Raw genomic sequence first — 18,473 nt, forward strand, 5'->3', positions numbered from 1 at the left:
CTCACGACGAGACCCCATGGCCACTCCCAGCGCTAGCTCTTATAACGCCGACGCCATCGAAGTCCTCTCGGGCCTCGACCCGGTGCGCAAACGCCCCGGCATGTACACCGACACCAGTCGGCCGAACCACCTTGCCCAGGAAGTCATCGACAACAGCGTCGACGAAGCCTTGGCCGGGCACGCCAAGTCGGTACAAGTCATCCTCCATGCCGACCACTCCCTTGAAGTGTCCGACGATGGTCGCGGCATGCCGGTGGACATTCACCCGGAAGAAGGCGTATCGGGCGTCGAGCTGATCCTCACCAAACTGCACGCCGGCGGCAAGTTCTCCAACAAGAACTACCAGTTCTCCGGCGGTTTGCACGGTGTAGGTATTTCGGTGGTCAACGCCCTGTCGACGCAAGTGCGGGTCAAGGTCAAGCGCGACGGCAACGAGTACCAGATGACCTTCGCCGATGGCTATAAAGCCACCGACCTGGAAGTGGTGGGCACCGTTGGCAAGCGCAACACCGGCACCAGCGTGTACTTCGCCCCGGACCCGAAATATTTCGATTCACCGAAATTCTCCATCAGCCGCCTCAAGCATGTGCTCAAGGCCAAGGCCGTATTGTGCCCGGGCCTGCTGGTCAGCTTTGAAGACAAAGGCACCGGCGAGAAGGTCGAATGGCATTACGAAGACGGCCTGCGCTCCTACCTGGAAGACTCGGTCAGCGACTTCGAACGCCTGCCCAACGAGCCCTTCTGCGGCAGCCTGGCTGGTAACAAGGAAGCCGTCGACTGGGCGTTGCTGTGGTTGCCCGAAGGTGGCGACAGCGTGCAGGAAAGCTACGTCAACCTGATCCCCACCGCCCAGGGCGGCACCCACGTCAACGGTTTGCGCCAAGGCTTGCTGGATGCCATGCGCGAGTTCTGCGAATACCGCAGCCTGCTGCCGCGCGGCGTGAAACTGGCGCCGGAAGACGTGTGGGAGCGCATCGCGTTCGTGCTGTCGATGAAGATGCAGGAGCCGCAATTCTCCGGTCAGACCAAAGAACGCCTGTCGTCCCGTGAAGCTGCGGCATTTGTCTCCGGTGTGGTCAAGGACGCCTTCAGCCTGTGGCTCAACGAGCACCCGGAACTGGGCCTGGCCCTGGCGGAGCTGGCGATCAACAACGCCGGTCGGCGCCTGAAGGCCAGCAAAAAAGTCGAGCGCAAGCGCATCACCCAGGGCCCGGCATTGCCCGGCAAACTGGCCGACTGCGCCGGGCAAGACCCGATGCGCTCCGAGCTGTTCCTGGTGGAGGGTGACTCTGCCGGCGGTTCCGCCAAGCAAGCGCGGGACAAAGAGTTCCAGGCGATCCTGCCGTTGCGCGGCAAGATCCTCAATACCTGGGAAGTGGACGGCAGCGAAGTGCTTGCCAGCCAGGAAGTGCACAATATCGCTGTTGCAATCGGTGTCGACCCGGGCGCTGAGGACATGAGCCAGCTGCGCTACGGCAAGATCTGCATCCTCGCCGACGCCGACTCCGACGGCCTGCACATCGCCACGTTGTTGTGCGCCTTGTTCGTCCAGCATTTCCGCCCATTGGTGGATGCCGGTCACGTTTACGTCGCCATGCCGCCGCTGTACCGCATCGACCTGGGCAAGGAGATTTTCTACGCCCTGGACGAAGCCGAGCGCGATGGCATCCTCGATCGCCTGGTGGCCGAGAAAAAACGCGGCAAGCCGCAGGTCACGCGATTCAAGGGCCTGGGTGAAATGAACCCGCCGCAACTGCGCGAAACCACCATGGACCCCAACACTCGGCGTCTGGTGCAACTGACCCTGGAAGACTTCGCCGGCACTTCGGAAATGATGGACATGCTGCTGGCGAAGAAGCGTGCCCCGGATCGCAAGGCCTGGCTGGAATCCAAAGGCAACCTGGCCGAGGTTCTGGGCTGATGCGCACAGGCTTCGCCCTGGCGATGCTGATGTTGAGCGCACTGGCAAGTCCCCACGTGGTTGCAGCCGGCATAGCGCAGCTGCAACTGGTGTCCGAGCACCCGGTGGACGGTATGCGCGGTGGTAACCTGTCGGGCCTGGCGTTGTGTGGCGCAGACTTGTGGACGGTTTCCGATCGCGATGATGATCAGATCTACCGCCTGGATACCCGTGCGCCGACCTGGAGCGCGCAAGCGTTGAAGATCGATCTGCCACCGGTGCCCGAGTCTGGTCTGCCTTGGGGGCTGCGTTCGCGTACCAAGGCTGCTTCGTTTATTCGCGGTGGCGACCTGGATTTTGAAGGCATCAGTTGTGATGCCGCAGGCAACCGTTACATCGTCAGTGAAGCCCATGCCGCCGTGTTGCAGGTGCCTGCGACGGGCGCGCCCGAGTGGTTGAAAATCGCGCCTGGCATGGTGCGTGAAGCCAGGGCCAGTGGCATGTTGCTGCACTTCAATGCTTTGTTCGAGGGGCTGGCGGTGAGCCCCGAAGGCAACCAGATCTGGTTGGCCGCCGAGCGTGAGCGTCGCGGCCTGATCTCGATCAAGCGCGGGCAGAGCGTGTGGGATTGCGATGGCCGTTGCGTGTTGCTGAGCGAGGCCGGGCAGGAAGTGCAGCCGGCGCAGTTTACCAACGCCAAGGCGGTATCCAATGACTTTGCCGACCTGGCGCTGTTCAATGGCAAGCTGTTTACCCTGGAGCGCAATGCGTTCCAGATTTGCCGGCGCGACACGGTCACGGCCAAGGTTGAGCTGTGCTGGTCGTTTGCCGATGAGACCCTTACGCCGCAGCGGCGTTATCCACAGCCTTACGGCCTGGCCGAAGCCCTGCTGCTGGACGCCGACGGCGCATGGATCGGTATAGATAACAATTTCGGCCCTCGCGCCGATGGTGAGAAACGCCCCGTGGTCTATCGTTTCGCCGCCCCTGCCGGTGGCTGGAGCGCCCAGCCATGAGCCAGCCGTTTTTTCAATTGACCCGGCGCAGCGGCAGTTCCGCTGCGCGTTACCCAACAATGATGAGGCCCGCATGAGTGACATCCTCGCAGACAGCTTAGATGGCGTAGAACGCCGGTCGCTGGCTGACTTCACCGAAAATGCCTACCTCAACTACTCCATGTACGTGATCATGGACCGTGCCTTGCCGCATATCGGCGACGGCCTGAAGCCCGTGCAACGGCGCATCATCTACGCCATGAGTGAGCTGGGCCTGGACGCTGATTCCAAGCACAAGAAGTCGGCGCGTACCGTCGGTGACGTACTCGGTAAGTTCCACCCCCACGGCGATTCGGCCTGCTATGAAGCCATGGTGTTGATGGCTCAGCCCTTTAGCTATCGCTATACGCTGGTGGACGGTCAGGGCAACTGGGGGGCGCCGGATGATCCCAAGTCCTTCGCCGCCATGCGTTACACCGAGGCGCGGCTGTCGCGTTACTCCGAAGTGCTGCTCAGTGAGTTGGGCCAGGGCACCGCGAACTGGGGGCCGAACTTTGACGGCACCCTCGACGAACCCCTGGTATTACCGGCACGTTTGCCGAATATCCTGCTCAATGGCACCACCGGTATTGCCGTTGGCATGGCCACCGATGTGCCACCGCACAACCTGCGCGAAGTCGCCACCGCCTGCGTGCGCCTGCTGGATGAGCCCAAGGCCACGGTCGAGCAGCTCTGCGAGCATATCCAGGGCCCGGATTACCCGACCGAAGCGGAAATCATCACGCCGCGCGCCGACCTGCTGAAGATGTACGAAACCGGCAAGGGCTCGGTGCGTATGCGCGCCGTGTACCACATCGAAGACGGCGACATTATTGTCACCGCGCTGCCGCACCAGGTGTCCGGTGCCAAGGTGCTGGAGCAGATCGCCGCGTTGATGCAGGCCAAGCCGTCGAAATTGCCGCAGGTTGCCGACCTGCGTGACGAGTCCGACCACGAAAACCCATGCCGCATCGTGATCATCCCGACCAACAGCCGGGTGGATCATGAAGTGCTGATGCAGCACTTGTTCGCCAGCACCGACCTGGAGTCCAGCTACCGGGTCAACGTCAATATCATCGGCCTGGACGGCAAGCCGCAGTTGAAGAACCTGCGCAACCTGCTGGTGGAGTGGCTGGAGTTTCGCGTACAGACCGTGCGGCGCCGCCTGCAATTTCGCCTCGACAAGGTCGAACGCCGCCTGCACCTGTTGGACGGCTTGCTGATTGCCTACCTCAACCTGGATGAAGTGATCCATATCATCCGCACCGCCGAGCACCCGAAAGCCGAGTTGATCGCGCGTTTCGAACTGAGCGAAATCCAGGCTGACTACATCCTCGACACGCGCTTGCGCCAATTGGCACGCCTGGAAGAAATGAAGCTGCGCGACGAGCAGGATGCGCTGCTCAAGGAACAAGCCAAGCTGCAAGCGCTGCTGGGCAGCGAAGCCAAGCTCAAGAAGCTGGTGCGCAGCGAGCTGATCAAAGACGCCGAAACCTATGGCGACGACCGCCGTTCGCCGATCGTCGAGCGTGCAGAAGCCAAGGCTCTGACCGAAACCGAGCTGTTGCCCAACGAGAAAATTACCGTCGTTCTGTCGGAAAAGGGTTGGGTTCGCTCCGCCAAAGGGCATGATATTGACGCCACCGGCCTTTCATACAAAGCCGGTGATGGCTTCAAGACCGCTGCCGCCGGGCGTTCCAACCAGTTTGCGGTGTTTATCGACTCGACCGGGCGCAGTTATTCGGTGCCGGCCCACACCCTGCCATCTGCACGGGGGCAGGGCGAGCCGTTGACCGGGCGCCTCACGCCGCCTCCGGGGGCGAATTTCGAGTGCGTGTTGCTGCCGGACGATGATTCGCTGTACGTCATCGCCTCCGACGCCGGTTACGGTTTCGTGGTCAAGGGCGAAGACCTGCAGGCCAAGAACAAGGCGGGCAAGGCGCTGTTGAGCCTGCCGAACAACGCCAAGGTCATTCTGCCAAGGCCGGTGGATGACCGTGAAAGCAACTGGCTGGCGTCGGTGACCACCGAAGGTCGCTTGCTGGTGTTCAAAATCAGCGATTTGCCGCAGCTGGGCAAAGGCAAGGGCAACAAGATTATCGGGATTCCCGGTGACCGGGTGGCCAGTCGCGAAGAGTACGTGACCGACATCGCGGTGGTCCCGGAAGGCTCTACCCTGGTGCTCCAGGCCGGCAAGCGCACGTTGTCATTGCGCCCTGACGACCTTGAACACTACAAGGGAGAGCGTGGTCGACGCGGTAACAAACTGCCTAGAGGTTTCCAGCGAGTGGATGCCTTGTTGGTAGAAACGCCGGTTTAAGGCGTACTAGGGGGCGTTCTCAATTAGTTTCCCCGTCGCGGGGAAACTAATTGAGAACGCCCCCTAGAGCACTCGATCTACGATTTAACCTGTAGATCGATGCTTTCGCGCTGGAGTCATGGCGCATATTCACGGATGATATGGCCTTTCCAGCGCCGGCGTGGCCGAGCGTGTCAGGTTATTTTTAGTATTACATTGTGGTTCGCCTTGTGGCAGCCACTTGGATGGGATGATGACTGCTCCACGCCTTCCTCTATTTTTGATGCTCGCTGGCCTTTTAGGGCTGGCGGGTTGCAGCACACACCAACCGGTGTCGCTGTACCAGCTGGACAGCGGTAGCCCGGCTCAGCCGGCCCAAACGGCTGGCATGGCGGTATTGCTCGGTCCGGTAGTTGTTGCCGATTACCTGCAACGCGAAACCCTGCTGCAACGTCAGAGCGACGGCAGCCTGCAAGGTTCCACTGATGGTCGTTGGGCGGGCAGTTTGTCGTCCGATATCAATCAACTGATGTTGCGTCAGGTGGCCGGGCAGTTGGACAGCCAGCGTGTGGTCCTGGCGCCAGGGCCGTCCGGTTTCACTCCGGATGTGCAGGTGCTGCTGACCATCACACGGCTCGACTCCGGCAAGTCGCAACCGGCGATTCTGGATGCACAGTGGCGCCTGATCGACCGTCGCGGGCAAGTACGTGATAACCGCATCGTGCACCTGCAGGAAGAACATACCGGCACCACCGCTTCCCAGGTCCAGGCCCAGGGAGTGCTGTTGCAGCACTTGGCACAGCAGTTGTCGGTAGCGCTTAAGCCATTGGCGAACCAGCCGCCGATAGCCGAGGTACAGCCGCGTAAACAGGCCCCTGCCCAGGCCAAGCCCGCAGCCCCGCAAAAGCCGAAGATGCCGATGGCGACGCCGATTCGTACGGACTTGGAAGTGTTCAGGTTCTGATCTGAATGGCGCACAAACAAAAGGCCCGCTGAATAAGCGGGCCTTTTTGTTGGGCTGTTCTGTAGGAGCGAGCTTGCTTGCGAAAAGCGTCAACGATAACGCGTGCTTTCTGAATAAACGCGGCGTCTGTGAGTTTTTCGCGAGCAAGCTCGCTCCTACAAAAAGCCTTGGTCTCAGGGCTTACGGGTTTCATGCATCCGCGCCAACTGCCGCTCCAGCATCGACGGATACGGCTCCATCAACCGTTCCACGCAGCTGGCGCCTTCAGGGCTGGCAATCGGGCGGATACGTGCGCGTTGGCGGATCAGCGGGTCTTCACTGATCTTGCGTTCCACCAGCAGCAGGTTGCGGCTGTGTTGGGACAGGGCCAGGGCATCCTGGGCGATCTCGGTGAGCAGCAGGTCAATCTGGCTCATGCCAAACAGGTCATCACCCACGGTTAAGCCAAGCTGCAATTGCAGGGTGATGCCGCTGTCGGCTACTTCGATCTGCAAGGCATGGCCCAGGGCGCGCAGCAATTCGCCGCAGCAGATTGCATTGGTCAGGTAGTCTTCACCGCTGTCTTCGCTGTGGAACAGCATCAGTGTGCTGCCATCGTTCAGGGTATGCAGTTCGCTCTGATAGAGCGAGGCGGCCTGGTCGAGGCAGTCGCGGTAGCGTTCGAGCAGTTCGGTCAGACGTGCACGGGGCAGGCGGCGCAGTTGCTCCTGGGAGCCCAGTTGCACGGCGAGTACGGCGCTGTGCTGCGGCTCGGTGTTTCTGACCACCGCAACGGGTTTTGGCGCAGTGGCCGGGGTCCCGGCGCAGGTATCGCGTAGATCGGCGAAGGGGTCTTCCTCGTCGAGTTCGTCTTCTTCGGCCTTGACCACATGGCGCGGCGCAGGCTTGAGGCCGGCGACCGGAGCACTTTCGTCAAAGCCCGGGTCGCGCAGATTGCGTACTTCAAACTCAGGCTCGTCGCTATAGTCGTCGGTATCGTCGTATTCGGGTTCAGGCTCGACTGGCGGCGCTTTAGGCTCCGGAGCGAAGCTGGCATGCAGCTGGCGCGCGAGGTCGCCGATTTCATCCTGGCGATCGGTAGCCGGGGTGTGTTCGTCGATATCGCGCAGCCAGATGCGCAGTTGCATCAGCGGTGTGGAGATATGCCGCCCCAGGCGCAGGCTCAAGGCCAGAGCCAGGGCCAGCAGGATCGCGCTCAAGATACCCATGCTTTGCAGGCTGATGGTCATCGGCTGCTGGAACTGCTGCATGTCGAGGCTGATACGCAGCTGGCCGGCTTTCACATCCTGAAAGGTGATGTTGCTCTGGTACAGGCCCTCGGCCTCACCCAGCAAGCCGTTCTTCGGGCGCTGCCCGGCTTCGGCCATGATCCGGTTGTCCACGCTATAAATAGCGGCGTGGGCCACCAGCGGATTCTTGGTCAGGTTGTTAAGCAGCACGTTGAGGCTGAGGATGTCGTTGGACACCAGCAACTCAGTCGCCGAGGTGGCGGTCTGGGTCGTCAGGCTCGCACCCAGGGCGTCGGCTTGCTCATGCATGGCCTGCTTGAACTGCAACCCCATCACGCAGGCGTAGATCACCAGGGCCAGGGCGACCAGGATCACGTTATGGCTGGCGATGCGTAATGCGATCGGTACACGGCGGTGGCGCAGTGCCCGGAAGATCAGCAGGAAGAAGTTATCGGTTTTTACTGGCGTGGGCCGGTTCACTTGCGCTCGGCTCTTGGTCCGTGAAGTTGACGCGCAGTATAGCGACAGGCCCATGACCGGCAAAGCACTGGCTGTGCCCGATGGTCACTGAAAGTGGGTAGAATGCGGTTTTTTTCCAGCCTGGGGGTGCGCTTTGCGCGAAATTGTCCTGATCAACATCACGGGTGAAGACCGACCGGGTCTCACCGCGGCCATTACCGGCGTGCTGGCCCAGGGTGGTGTGAACATCCTCGACATCGGTCAGGCGGTGATCCACGACACCCTGTCGTTCGGCATCCTGGTCGAGATACCCAGTACCGAACAGGCCTCGTCGGTCCTCAAGGACATCCTGTTTACGGCCTATAAGCTGGATCAACAGGTCCGCTTCACTCCGGTGTCCGAAGCCGATTACCAGCACTGGGTGGAAGGCCAGGGCAAAAAACGCCATATCGTGACGTTGCTCACTCGCAAGGTTACGGCTGAACAATTGCAGCGTGTCAGCTCGATCACTGCCCACTACGGGTTGAATATCGACCATATCGACCGTCTGTCGGGTCGTATGCCCTTGGACACCCCGGCTGACAAGGGCAAGGGCTGTATCGAGTTCTCCGTGCGCGGTGAGCCGGCTGACGCGCAAGCGCTGCGTGCCGAATTCCTGAGCGTGGCCCAGGAGTTGAACGTCGATATCGCCTTCCAGGAAGACTCGCTGTTCCGTCGCAACCGTCGTTTGGCGGTGTTCGACATGGACTCGACCCTGATCGAAGCCGAAGTCATCGACGAACTGGCCAAGGCGGCGGGCGTCGGCGAGCAAGTCAGCGAGATTACCGAGCGGGCGATGGCCGGTGAGCTGGATTTTCGTGCCAGCTTCAAGGAACGCCTGGCGTTGCTCAAAGGCCTGGACGTGAGCGTGCTGGACTCTATCGGCGCGTCGCTGCGCCTGACCGAAGGCGCCGAAACCCTGTTCGCCGAGCTCAAACGCCTGGGCTACAAGACCGCCATTCTGTCCGGCGGCTTTACCTACTTTGCCAAGCAGTTGCAGGCCAAGTTGGGCATTGACTACGTATTCGCCAACGAGCTGGAAGTGGTGGATGGCAAAGTGACTGGCGTGGCGGTCGAGCCGATTGTCGATGCACAGCGTAAAGCCGACCTGCTCAAGGAGTTGGCACACAAGGAAGGCTTGCGCCTGGAGCAGACCATTGCGGTCGGCGATGGCGCCAATGACTTGCCGATGCTGGCGATTGCAGGATTGGGTGTGGCGTTTCGCGCCAAGCCGTTGGTCAAGCAGTCGGCCAAACAGGCGATCTCGACCTTGGGGCTGGATGGCGTGTTGTATCTGCTGGGCTTGCGCGACCGCGACGGTCAGCTCTAGGACATCACACAAACCACTGTAGGAGCGAGCTTGCTCGCGAAAGTCGCCAACGATTACCCGGGCACTCTGGATGCCCGCGGTGCTATTGAGTGCTTCGCGAGCAAGCTCGCTCCTACAGGGGTTGTGTAGATCAGGCTTTGGGCAGCGCGATACCCTGGCCCATCTGCACCGGCGTACCCGCTGCCAGTTCCTCAGCCCACTTCACCTGATCCGGCCCGAACAGCACGATGGCGGTCGAACCCAGCTTGAAACGACCCAGCTCCGCACCCTTTTCCAGGTGAATCGGCGCACGGGCAGCTTCGTCGTAACGGAAGGTTTTCAGCTCGCGCTTGGGCGGCGTTACCAGCCCGGCCCACACCGTCTCAATCGACGCGACGATCATCGCACCCACCAACACCACGGCCATCGGGCCGCGCTCGGTGTCGAACAGGCATACAACCCGCTCGTTACGCGCAAACAGCTCCGGTACGTTTTCGGCAGTAGTTTGGTTGACCGAGAAAATCCGCCCCGGCACATAGACCATCTCGCGCAAGGTGCCGGCCAGTGGCATGTGCACCCGGTGGTAGTCCTTGGGCGACAGGTAAATAGTCGCGAAATCGCCGCCCATGAACGGCGCAGCCATTGCCGCATCGCCACCGAGCAGTTCCAGCACGCTGAAGCTGTGGCCCTTGGCCTGGAACACACGGCCATGTTCGATCGGGCCGAGCTGGCTGACTGCACCATCGGCTGGGCTCAGCACCGCGCCAGGGGTTTGGTCCAGCGGGCGGGCGCCGTCTTTCAAGGCGCGGGTGAAGAACGCGTTGAAGTGCTCATAGGCGCTCAGGTCTTCAACCAGGGCCTGGGACATGTCCACCTGGTAGCGCTTGGCGAACCAGGCGGTAAAGGCGTTTTTGAACCAGCGCACGCGGCACTCTGCAATGCAGCCGGCCAGGCGCGAGAGCAAGTGGTGCGGCAGCAAGTACTGGCTGAGGATAAACAACTGCTTTTTCATAACTGTCCTTAAACCTTAAATCTCAACGGGAGTGTCGGGGTGGTTGCCCCATTCGCCCCAGGAACCGGCATAACCTTTGACTCGTGGATAACCGAGCGCCTTGGCCACCAGGTAGGTGAAGCCAGAGCGGTGGTGAGTCTGGCAGTGGGTAATGATTTCTTTATCGCGGGTCAGCCCGAGGTCTTCGAGGATTTGCGGCATGTCGCGGCGGATGCGCAGGTTGCGCGCCTTGTCCATGCCGGCGGTCCATTCGAAATTCACCGCGCCGGGGATATGGCCCCCTTTGGCGGCAAGCACTTTTTCGCCGGAGTATTCCAGCGGGCCGCGGGCATCCCAGATGCCCAGGTCGGCCGCGCCGAGACGGCTTTGCAGGTATTCACGGGTAGCCGTGGGGCCATCGTGCAACGTTAGGCTGACGGGGCCGCCTGCCGATGCGGGCACTTCGGTGGAGAGCGGGTACTTTTCCTCCAGCCACGCCAGCAGGCCGCCGTCGAGGTAGTGATATTTCTGGTGACCGATCACGTCGAGCATCCAGATAAAGCGCCCGGCCCAGCCGCCGCCTTCGTCGTCATAGACCACGTAGGTCGCGTCCGGGGTGTGGCCCAGTTCGCCGAACAGTTTTTCCAGGTCGGCCTTGCTCGGCAGCAAGCCGGGTGCCGGGGGCTGGCCCAGTTGGGTGCGCTTGGGATCAACAAAATGCGCGCCGGGGATATGCCCTTCGGCGTAGCGGGCGGCACTGGTGAGGTCCACCAGAATCAGGTGCTCGGCATCCAGTTGAGCGAGCAGGTCACTGGATTCGATCACCAGCGGCAAGCCAGAGAAGTCAGGCATGTGAGGTCTCCTGGGCACAAATGTTGGTGATAAAGGCCGGTGATTGTAGCGCAAGCTTCAGGCGCTGCGGTTGGTAAAGCTGTGCAGGGCCTTTTCGATGCATTGGGCGGTTTTGCCGAACGCCTGTACGGTGGTTTCCGAGAACGGGCCGCCGCCCTGGTCCGCCACTACCAGCATCACCACGCGGCCGTTGCAGCTCAGCGAACGCAGCAGCAAGTGTTCGCCCGTAAACAGGCGACGCAGGATCGGCGGCAGCAGGGCGGAAAACTGCGCATGGTTGTCGGGGGTGAGACGCACCTGGGCGGACTTTTCCAGCAGGCGTTGCAGCAGTGTGCTGTTGACCACATCCAGGCTCAGGTGCGCGGCGTCTTTGGGCAAGCCGTCGGCTTGATGCACGCGCAAGGTGCTCAAGGCGCGATCGGCCATGAACAACAACACCCGCTGCATGCCACTGGCCACCAAGGCTTGCTTGGCGCAGGTGGTCAGGTGCATGGCGTTGGCAAAGCGGCTCGGCTCCACCAGCAACTCGGTGCAATGCGTACGCCATACGGCCAGGGCTTCGGCAGTGGGCGGCGGTGCCGGCAACAAGCCGCGATGGACCTTTTGCACATGCCACGGCCAGATCAGCGACAGCGCCGGGTGCCAGAGGTCCGGCATCAGGGTAGTGCGGGCGCTGGTCACGGCCTGCTGGTGTGCTTGTTGTTGCACGTCACTCAAGGGCACTTGCAGGTACAGCGCGGTGAGGTATTGCCAGCGTTCGGTGTGCGGGCAGGTCCAGGATTCCTGGGCGGACATGGCCAGGCCGTTGGCCAGCAACACGGTATTGGCCGGCTGGTTCAGCCAGCGGCGCAGGTTGGGTTCGGCGTCGAGCAATTGCTGGTGGCGCAAGGCGTCGTCTTCGCGGGCAATGTGCAGCGCCTTGACCAGCAGGCGTTGCTCGGCCAGCAGCAGCTTGTAGCCCTGGGAAACCCAGATCGGCAGGTGCCAGGCTTCGGTCAGGCCCAGACACAAGTCCAGCAAACGCACGCCGAACAGCTCCTGCTCGACCTGGCGCGCCGACTGACCCTTGTGAATCACCCGCAGCTCCCATTCCTCCAAAAGCTTGGGGTAGGCGACGGCCATCGGCCACAGTGGCGACAGAAACAGCAGGCTGCCCCAGTGGATGTCCTGCCATAGCCGCGCCAGGCGACTGCCGAACAAACCGTTGGCTTGCTGGGACGCGTGCTGACTCACCAGCAGCAGTTGGCGCAAGGCCACCGGAATATCACGGACAGGCACCGAGGGCAGGCGTGCCAGCAGTTCCTCGGCTCGTTTGAGGCCCAGGCGGTTAAGCGCTACTTCGAGGTTTTCCGCCGGTTCTGCCAGGCTGCCGTGGGTTTGGCTGTTGGCTTCGCGCATTACGCTCAGCACCAGGGTCGGACTGGTTTGCATCAGCTCGGCAATATCTCGCAATGAACTGCGGCTGTCGCGGATGGCTTTGCACACACGCTCATGGTTGGCCTGGGGAACGGGCAGCAGCACGTCGTCCAGGCGCTTGATCCAGGCGGCGAGGGTGGTGGGGCGGTTCGTTGGGACTGTGGTTTCGATTGCCATGATTGGGGCGCGATCATCACTTGCGTTCAACACGCCCGGAACGGGCCGAATTGGCTTTTCGCCTTAACGGGCTATAGTCTGGCGCAGTTTTGCCGATAAGTAGAACAAGAGTTTTCTGCTGCACCCAATATGTCCATGAACCCGACGGCGCAAGTACCCATCTCCTATGGCTAAAATTATCGGCATCATTGTCGTCATCGCAAGTGTGCTCGGAGGGTACGTCCTCTCCCACGGTAAAATTGCCGCACTGATCCAACCTTTCGAAGTGCTGATCATCGGCGGTGCCGCGTTTGGCGCATTCTTGCAGGCCAACCCCGGCTACATGACCATGCATGTGGTCAAAAAATCGCTGGGCATGTTCAGTTCACGCTTCTCTCACACCTTTTATTTAGAGGTGCTGGGGCTGATCTACGAGATCCTCAACAAGAGCCGCCGTGAAGGCATGATGGCTATCGAGGGCGACATCGAAGATGCCGCCGCCAGCCCGATTTTCGCCAAGTACCCGGCCGTGCTCAAAGATGAGCGCATGACGGCTTTTGTGTGTGATTACCTGCGCATCATGTCCTCCGGCAACATGGCTCCCCACGAGCTGGAGGGCCTGTTCGACATGGAGTTGTTCAGCCTTAAGGAAGAGCTGGAGCATCCGTCCCATGCGGTGACCGGTATCGCCGACGGCATGCCCGGTTTCGGTATTGTCGCGGCGGTACTGGGTATCGTGGTGACCATGGCGTCCCTGGGCGAGGGTGATCAGGCGGCCATCGGCATGCACGTGGGTGCGGCGCTGGTAGGTACCTTCTTCGGTATTCTCGCCGCCTATGGTTTCTTCGGCCCGCTCGCCACCTCCCTGGCCCACGACGCCAAGGAAGAGGTCAACCTCTACGAAGCGATCAAGGCGTGCCTGGTGGCTTCGGCATCGGGAATGCCGCCATCGCTGGCCGTGGAGTTCGGGCGCAAGGTGCTGTACCCCAAGCATCGCCCAAGTTTCTCCGAGCTGGAACAAGCGGTTCGCGGTCGCTAAGTCATGGAAAACAACCAGCCGATCATCATCAAGCGCGTCAAGCGCTTCGCTGCGGGGCACCATGGTGGTGCCTGGAAAATCGCGTTTGCCGACTTTGCCACGGCGATGATGGCGTTCTTTCTGGTGCTGTGGCTGATGTCCACCGCCACGCCGGAACAGAAAATCGCCATCGCCGGTTACTTCAAAGACCCGATTGGCTTTTCGGAAAGCGGCACGCCGTTTGTCATTGACCTGGGCGGCTCGCCGGAACTGGCGCCAGAGCGCACCATCAACCCGGAAGTGCAAACTGAGTCGCCCCAGGAAAAAATCCCGATCGAGCGCGATACCGTCGAGTCCATGGCCGAGCAGGTCGAACAGGAGCGCCTGGAGCTGTTGCTGCAGGAATTGCAGAACAAGGTTGAAGAAAACCCGCAGCTGCTGAAGTTCAAGGACCAGATTTCCTTCGAAATCACACCCGAGGGGCTGCGCATCCAGATCACCGACGCCGCCAACCGGCCCATGTTCGACTCTGGCAGTGCGCGCTTGAAGCCGTACTTTGAAGACATACTGCTGGCCATGGCCGACACCATCAAGGCGGTGCCGAACAAGATCAGCATCAGTGGGCATACCGACGCCAAGCCCTACGCGGGCCAGGGCGATTTCGGCAACTGGGAACTCTCGGCCAACCGCGCCAACGCCGCCCGGCGTGCGCTGGTAGCCGGCAGCTACCCGGACCCGCAAGTGGCGCGCGTGGTGGGTTTTGCCTCCTCGCAACTGTTTGATCCCAAAGACCCGTTCAACCCGGTCAACCGCCGTATCGACATCGTGGTGCTGACCAAAAAAGCCCAGCGTGCGATTGAGGGCGATCAACCATCGCCACCGGCACCGACCCAGGGCGAGGGTGCGCCAGGCGAAGTGCCGGCCGACCCCAACGCGCTGCCGCCGGAGCAGGAACCGCTGCCAGCCCATGAGCTGCGCCAGAAGCTGAACCTGTTTGATGATGGGGGCGTCAAGGATCCTACGGCGCCTGCACCGGGGTCCTAAGCTCCAGATACAACAAGGCCGCGATGATCGCGGCCTTGTTGTATCTGCGCTGTCATTGTAGGAGCGAGCTTGCTCGCGAAAAGCATCAACGATAACGCGTGTATCCAGGATGCCCGCGTTGCGCTTGAGGCCTTCGCGAGCAAGCTCGCTCCTACAGAGGCTGGCGGGTTAGTAACTGCTCTCAGGCAAACTTGCAATAATCGACCGATAGCTGTTCATCCGCTGTTGTTGCACGCGTCCATCCTCCAGCGCCTTGAGCAAAGCACAGCCCGGCTCGCGGTCGTGCTTGCAGTCGCGGAAGCGGCAGGTGCCGATCAGGTCGTTGAACTCGATAAAGCCCGCTTCCACATCGCTGCGGCTGACGTGACCCAAGCCGAATTCACGAATACCCGGGGAGTCGATCAACTCGCCGCCACCGGGGAAGTGGAACAACCGTGCAGTGGTGGTGGTGTGGGTGCCCTGGCCGGACAGCTCCGACAGCGGTCCGACGCGGGTATCGACTTCCGGCAACAGGCTGTTGACCAGCGACGACTTGCCCACGCCAGACTGGCCGACGAACACGCTGATGCGCCCGTCCAGCTGCTGTTGCAGTTGTTCCATGCCGTTGCCGTGATGGGCCGACACTTCCAGCACCGGGTAGCCCAGGGTGCGATAGACCGCCAGCAACGCATTGAGCGCCGGGGCGTTCTGCTCGTCGATCAGGTCGAATTTGTTCAACAGCAACAGCGGGCGGATACCGGCGTGTTCTGCCGCGACCAGGTAGCGGTCGATCAGGTTGGCATGGGGCTCGGGCAACGGTGCGAACACGATCACGATCATGTCGACGTTGGCCGCCACCGGCTTGAGCTGCCCACGGCTGTCGGGGCGACGCAGTTCGGTACTGCGCGGTAACTGGGCGACGATCACGCCGATGCCCTGGTTGCCCGCGCGCCATACCACTTTGTCGCCGGTCACCAGCGCAGGCAAGTTGGCGCGCAGGTGGCAACGGGACACAGAGCCTGCGAGTTCGCCTTCCAGCGCCTCGACTTCGACTTGCACACCAAAGTGCGCGATCACCAGGCCCGTTTGTTCGGGGCCCAGGTCGCCGCCCTCGAGCGCTTCCACGGCGGAGGATTCACGTTTGGCGGCGCGCGCTGCGCGTTCGCCTTGAATCTTTTCGATGCGCCAGTTTTGGCGACGGTTGAGCTGGCGTTTGGCCATTGGTGTTCCGTGTCGATAATGCAAAAGTTGGGTAAAACGGTCGCGAGTCTAGCACGCCCCCGCCTGCTAAACTGCGCAGCTACGCCAAGGTGCCAAGAGAATCAAGCCATGCAAAACCCACAGAACCTGATTTGGATCGATCTGGAAATGACCGGTCTGAACCCCGACACCGACGTCATCATCGAGATGGCGACGATTGTCACCGACAGCAATCTCAATACCTTGGCCGAAGGTCCGGTGATCGCCATCCACCACAGCGACGCGGTACTCGCCACCATGGACGAGTGGAACACCCGCACCCACGGTAACTCCGGCCTGACCCAGCGTGTGCGCGACAGCCGTATCAGCATGGCCGAAGCCGAAGCCGAAACCATCGCGTTCCTGGAACAATGGGTGCCCAAGGGCAAGTCGCCGATCTGCGGCAACAGTATCTGTCAGGACCGGCGCTTCCTTTATACGCACATGAAGGCGCTGGAAAGTTACTTCCACTATCGCAACCTGGATGTGTCGACCTTGAAGGAACTGGCTGCGCGTTGGGCGCCGGAAGTCAAAGACAGCTTCCATAAAGGCAGCACGCACCTGGCGCTGGATGATATTCGCGAGTCGATTGCCGAGTTGCAGCATTACCGCAAGCATTTCATCAAGGCTTGATTCTACGGCGCCAGTGAATGCGCCATCGCAGGCAAGCCAGCTCCCACATTTGACTGCATTCGCAAATTCAAAATGTGGGAGCTGGCTTGCCTGCGATACAGGCGACGCGGTTTATCGCCAAGCGCCCCCTTTTGGTGCCATCAGCAAATGATTAGACTGCCGGCCTCCCTGCAAGGATCGCCATCATGCTGTTGATGCTCTACCTCATCGCCATCACCGCCGAAGCCATGACTGGCGCCCTGTCCGCCGGTCGGCGCGGCATGGACTGGTTCGGCGTGGTGTTGATCGCCTGCGTGACGGCTTTGGGCGGTGGTTCGGTGCGCGATGTGCTGCTCGGCCACTACCCGCTCACCTGGGTCAAGCATCCGGAATATCTGGTGCTGACCTCCGTCGCGGCGCTGGTGACGATCTTTATCGCGCCGCTGATGCGCCGCCTGCGCTCGCTGTTTTTGGCGCTGGACGCCTTGGGGTTGGTGGCGTTCACCCTGATTGGCTGCATGACCGCCCTGGAAATGGGCCACGGTATGTTGGTGGCGTCGGTCAGCGGGGTCATTACCGGCGTATTCGGCGGCATCCTTCGGGATATCTTCTGTAACGACATCCCGCTGATCTTCCGCCGCGAGCTATACGCCAGCGTGTCGTTCCTGGCTGCATGGTTCTACTTGCTGTGCCTGTATCTGGAACTGCCGAGCGAACAGGCGATTCTGCTGACGCTGTTCAGTGGCTTTCTATTGCGCCTGTTGGCGATCCGTTTTCACTGGGAAATGCCCAAGTTCGTCTACAACGACGATGTGCACTAGCGCGTGGCGTGCTGGTTCAGCGCCCATTCCACGTGTTCGCGTACCAACTCCGACGGGTAGTCCCGCCGCGCCTTCAAGGCTTCCAGTACCGGAATGCTCGACGGCGCATTGCCCAGGCCCACCGCCAGGTTGCGTAACCAACGCTCGTAACCGGCGCGGCGCAGGGGCGAGCCCTCGGTGCTGTTGAGGAATTTATCCTCGTCCCACATAAACAATTCGGCCAGTTCTGCGTTATCCAGATTGTGCCGTGGCTTGAAATCGCTTTCGGCGGTGGGGCGGGCGAAACGATTCCATGGGCAAACGATCTGACAGTCATCGCAGCCAAATACCCGGTTACCAATCAGTGGGCGCAGGTCTTCGGGGATGGCGCTCTTGAGTTCGATGGTCAGGTAGGAAATACAGCGCCGGGCGTCCAGCACATAGGGGCCGACGAAGGCGTTGGTGGGGCAGATGTCCAGGCACGCCGTGCAACGGCCGCAGTGTTCGGTAGTGTGGGGTGGGTCGACCGGCAACGGCAAATCGACAAACAGTTCGCTCAAGAAGAAATAACTGCCGGCCTTGCGGTTGAGCACCAGGGTGTTTTTACCGATCCAGCCCAGTCCGGCTTGTTCGGCGATGGCTTTTTCCAGGACGGGCGCGCTGTCGACAAAGGCGCGAAAGCCGAACGGCCCGATCTGCGCCTGGATGCGGTCGGCCAGTTGCTGCACGCGCTTGCGGATCAGCTTGTGGTAATCGCGGCCCAGGGCGTAGCGCGAGATGTAGGCTTTTTCCGGCTGGCCGAGCAGTTGCGCCATCTGGGTGTCGCCGGGCAGGTAGTCCATGCGCAGTGACACCACGCGCAAGGTGCCGGGCACCAGCTCGTCCGGGTGGGAGCGTTTGCTGCCGTGGGCGCCCATGTACTCCATCTCGCCGTGGTAGCCCGCGTCGAGCCAGCGTTGCAGGTGCTGTTCATGCTCAGCCAGGTCGAGGCCGCTGATGCCGACTTGTTGAAAGCCCAGCTCGCGACCCCAGTCTTTGATCGATTGGGCAAGGGCGGGCAGATCGGAGGTAATAGCAGGCATGAGACACGGGAAACCACAGGTTAGATGCGTATAATTCTGCCAGACATCGGA

Annotated in this window: 15 protein-coding genes; 9 read left to right on the forward strand and 6 right to left on the reverse strand. The window is 61.3% G+C overall.

What is annotated here, in order from left to right; genetic code table 11:
* Positions 1-16: 16 nt before the first annotated feature.
* The 4 genes from parE (at position 17) to JFT63_RS19895 (ending at position 6,197) form a co-directional block, all read left to right on the forward strand.
* The gene (gene parE, locus JFT63_RS19880) at positions 17-1,921 is read left to right on the forward strand and encodes a DNA topoisomerase IV subunit B (protein WP_057702572.1); all 1,905 of its coding nucleotides are present in this window, start codon (positions 17-19) and stop codon (positions 1,919-1,921) included.
* Complete coding sequence (locus JFT63_RS19885; protein ID WP_198844586.1) at positions 1,921-2,916, forward strand: esterase-like activity of phytase family protein; 996 nt, start codon at positions 1,921-1,923, stop codon at positions 2,914-2,916. Before parE ends, JFT63_RS19885 begins: the two co-directional genes overlap by 1 nt.
* Before the next feature lie 73 nt (positions 2,917-2,989).
* On the forward strand, positions 2,990-5,254 hold the full coding sequence (parC, locus tag JFT63_RS19890; RefSeq protein ID WP_032878231.1) for a DNA topoisomerase IV subunit A: 2,265 nt from the start codon (positions 2,990-2,992) through the stop codon (positions 5,252-5,254).
* A gap of 229 nt (positions 5,255-5,483) precedes the next feature.
* Complete coding sequence (locus JFT63_RS19895) at positions 5,484-6,197, forward strand: PqiC family protein (protein WP_057702574.1); 714 nt, start codon at positions 5,484-5,486, stop codon at positions 6,195-6,197.
* Between the two features lie 173 nt (positions 6,198-6,370).
* Here JFT63_RS19895 and JFT63_RS19900 read toward each other — a convergent pair whose 3' ends face one another.
* On the reverse strand, positions 6,371-7,906 hold the full coding sequence (locus tag JFT63_RS19900; RefSeq protein ID WP_198844587.1) for a histidine kinase: 1,536 nt from the start codon (positions 7,904-7,906) through the stop codon (positions 6,371-6,373).
* 133 nt (positions 7,907-8,039) lie between these two features.
* Between JFT63_RS19900 and serB the strand changes: the two genes are divergently transcribed.
* Entirely contained in the window at positions 8,040-9,254 is a 1,215-nt protein-coding gene (gene serB, locus JFT63_RS19905) for a phosphoserine phosphatase SerB (RefSeq protein ID WP_057702577.1), read from the forward strand.
* Positions 9,255-9,384: 130 nt separating this feature from the next.
* Here serB and asd read toward each other — a convergent pair whose 3' ends face one another.
* The 3 genes from asd to JFT63_RS19920 are packed head-to-tail and all read right to left on the reverse strand — an operon-like array spanning position 9,385 to position 12,669.
* Positions 9,385-10,245, reverse strand: a complete 861-nt coding sequence (asd, locus tag JFT63_RS19910; RefSeq protein WP_057702578.1) for an archaetidylserine decarboxylase — start codon at positions 10,243-10,245, stop codon at positions 9,385-9,387.
* Positions 10,246-10,260: 15 nt separating this feature from the next.
* Positions 10,261-11,076, reverse strand: a complete 816-nt coding sequence (locus JFT63_RS19915) for a rhodanese-like domain-containing protein (protein WP_198844588.1) — start codon at positions 11,074-11,076, stop codon at positions 10,261-10,263.
* Between the two features lie 57 nt (positions 11,077-11,133).
* Positions 11,134-12,669 carry an HDOD domain-containing protein gene (locus JFT63_RS19920; RefSeq protein ID WP_198844589.1) on the reverse strand — a complete coding sequence of 512 codons (1,536 nt, stop codon included), beginning with the start codon at positions 12,667-12,669 and terminating at the stop codon, positions 11,134-11,136.
* A gap of 166 nt (positions 12,670-12,835) precedes the next feature.
* On the opposite strand from JFT63_RS19920, the gene motA reads away from it, so the two are divergent.
* Positions 12,836-13,687, forward strand: coding sequence for a flagellar motor stator protein MotA (gene motA / locus JFT63_RS19925; RefSeq protein ID WP_057702581.1), 852 nt, complete (start codon positions 12,836-12,838; stop codon positions 13,685-13,687).
* Positions 13,688-13,690: 3 nt separating this feature from the next.
* Positions 13,691-14,710, forward strand: coding sequence for a flagellar motor protein MotB (gene motB, locus JFT63_RS19930; protein ID WP_198844590.1), 1,020 nt, complete (start codon positions 13,691-13,693; stop codon positions 14,708-14,710).
* A gap of 168 nt (positions 14,711-14,878) precedes the next feature.
* Here motB and rsgA read toward each other — a convergent pair whose 3' ends face one another.
* Positions 14,879-15,910 carry a small ribosomal subunit biogenesis GTPase RsgA gene (gene rsgA, locus JFT63_RS19935; RefSeq protein ID WP_005784215.1) on the reverse strand — a complete coding sequence of 344 codons (1,032 nt, stop codon included), beginning with the start codon at positions 15,908-15,910 and terminating at the stop codon, positions 14,879-14,881.
* Between the two features lie 108 nt (positions 15,911-16,018).
* Here rsgA and orn point away from each other — a divergent pair, with 108 nt between their 5' ends.
* Positions 16,019-16,561, forward strand: coding sequence for an oligoribonuclease (gene orn, locus JFT63_RS19940; protein WP_024073074.1), 543 nt, complete (start codon positions 16,019-16,021; stop codon positions 16,559-16,561).
* A 182-nt stretch (positions 16,562-16,743) separates the two neighbouring features.
* Entirely contained in the window at positions 16,744-17,361 is a 618-nt protein-coding gene (locus JFT63_RS19945) for a trimeric intracellular cation channel family protein (protein ID WP_172833454.1), read from the forward strand.
* On the opposite strand, the gene queG is transcribed toward JFT63_RS19945, so the two are convergent.
* On the reverse strand, positions 17,358-18,422 hold the full coding sequence (gene queG, locus JFT63_RS19950) for a tRNA epoxyqueuosine(34) reductase QueG (protein WP_057702583.1): 1,065 nt from the start codon (positions 18,420-18,422) through the stop codon (positions 17,358-17,360). The two genes, JFT63_RS19945 and queG, sit on opposite strands and share 4 nt — an antisense overlap.
* Positions 18,423-18,473: the final 51 nt, after the last annotated feature.

Origin of the sequence: Pseudomonas sp. MF7453 (assembly GCF_016405455.1) — a bacterium.
In the GTDB taxonomy this organism is placed as follows: domain Bacteria; phylum Pseudomonadota; class Gammaproteobacteria; order Pseudomonadales; family Pseudomonadaceae; genus Aquipseudomonas; species Aquipseudomonas paralactis.

Excerpts from the sequence above, each read along its gene's own strand:
- motA (WP_057702581.1), top strand. The coding sequence starts at position 12,836 with ATGGCTAAAATTATCGGCATCATTGTCGTCATCGCAAGTGTGCTCGGA.
- JFT63_RS19920 (WP_198844589.1), bottom strand. The coding sequence starts at position 12,669 with ATGGCAATCGAAACCACAGTCCCAACGAACCGCCCCACCACCCTCGCC.
- parE (WP_057702572.1), top strand. The coding sequence starts at position 17 with ATGGCCACTCCCAGCGCTAGCTCTTATAACGCCGACGCCATCGAAGTC.
- queG (WP_057702583.1), bottom strand. The coding sequence starts at position 18,422 with ATGCCTGCTATTACCTCCGATCTGCCCGCCCTTGCCCAATCGATCAAA.
- orn (WP_024073074.1), top strand. The coding sequence starts at position 16,019 with ATGCAAAACCCACAGAACCTGATTTGGATCGATCTGGAAATGACCGGT.
- rsgA (WP_005784215.1), bottom strand. The coding sequence starts at position 15,910 with ATGGCCAAACGCCAGCTCAACCGTCGCCAAAACTGGCGCATCGAAAAG.
- asd (WP_057702578.1), bottom strand. The coding sequence starts at position 10,245 with ATGAAAAAGCAGTTGTTTATCCTCAGCCAGTACTTGCTGCCGCACCAC.
- motB (WP_198844590.1), top strand. The coding sequence starts at position 13,691 with ATGGAAAACAACCAGCCGATCATCATCAAGCGCGTCAAGCGCTTCGCT.
- parC (WP_032878231.1), top strand. The coding sequence starts at position 2,990 with ATGAGTGACATCCTCGCAGACAGCTTAGATGGCGTAGAACGCCGGTCG.
- JFT63_RS19885 (WP_198844586.1), top strand. The coding sequence starts at position 1,921 with ATGCGCACAGGCTTCGCCCTGGCGATGCTGATGTTGAGCGCACTGGCA.
- JFT63_RS19895 (WP_057702574.1), top strand. The coding sequence starts at position 5,484 with ATGATGACTGCTCCACGCCTTCCTCTATTTTTGATGCTCGCTGGCCTT.
- JFT63_RS19915 (WP_198844588.1), bottom strand. The coding sequence starts at position 11,076 with ATGCCTGACTTCTCTGGCTTGCCGCTGGTGATCGAATCCAGTGACCTG.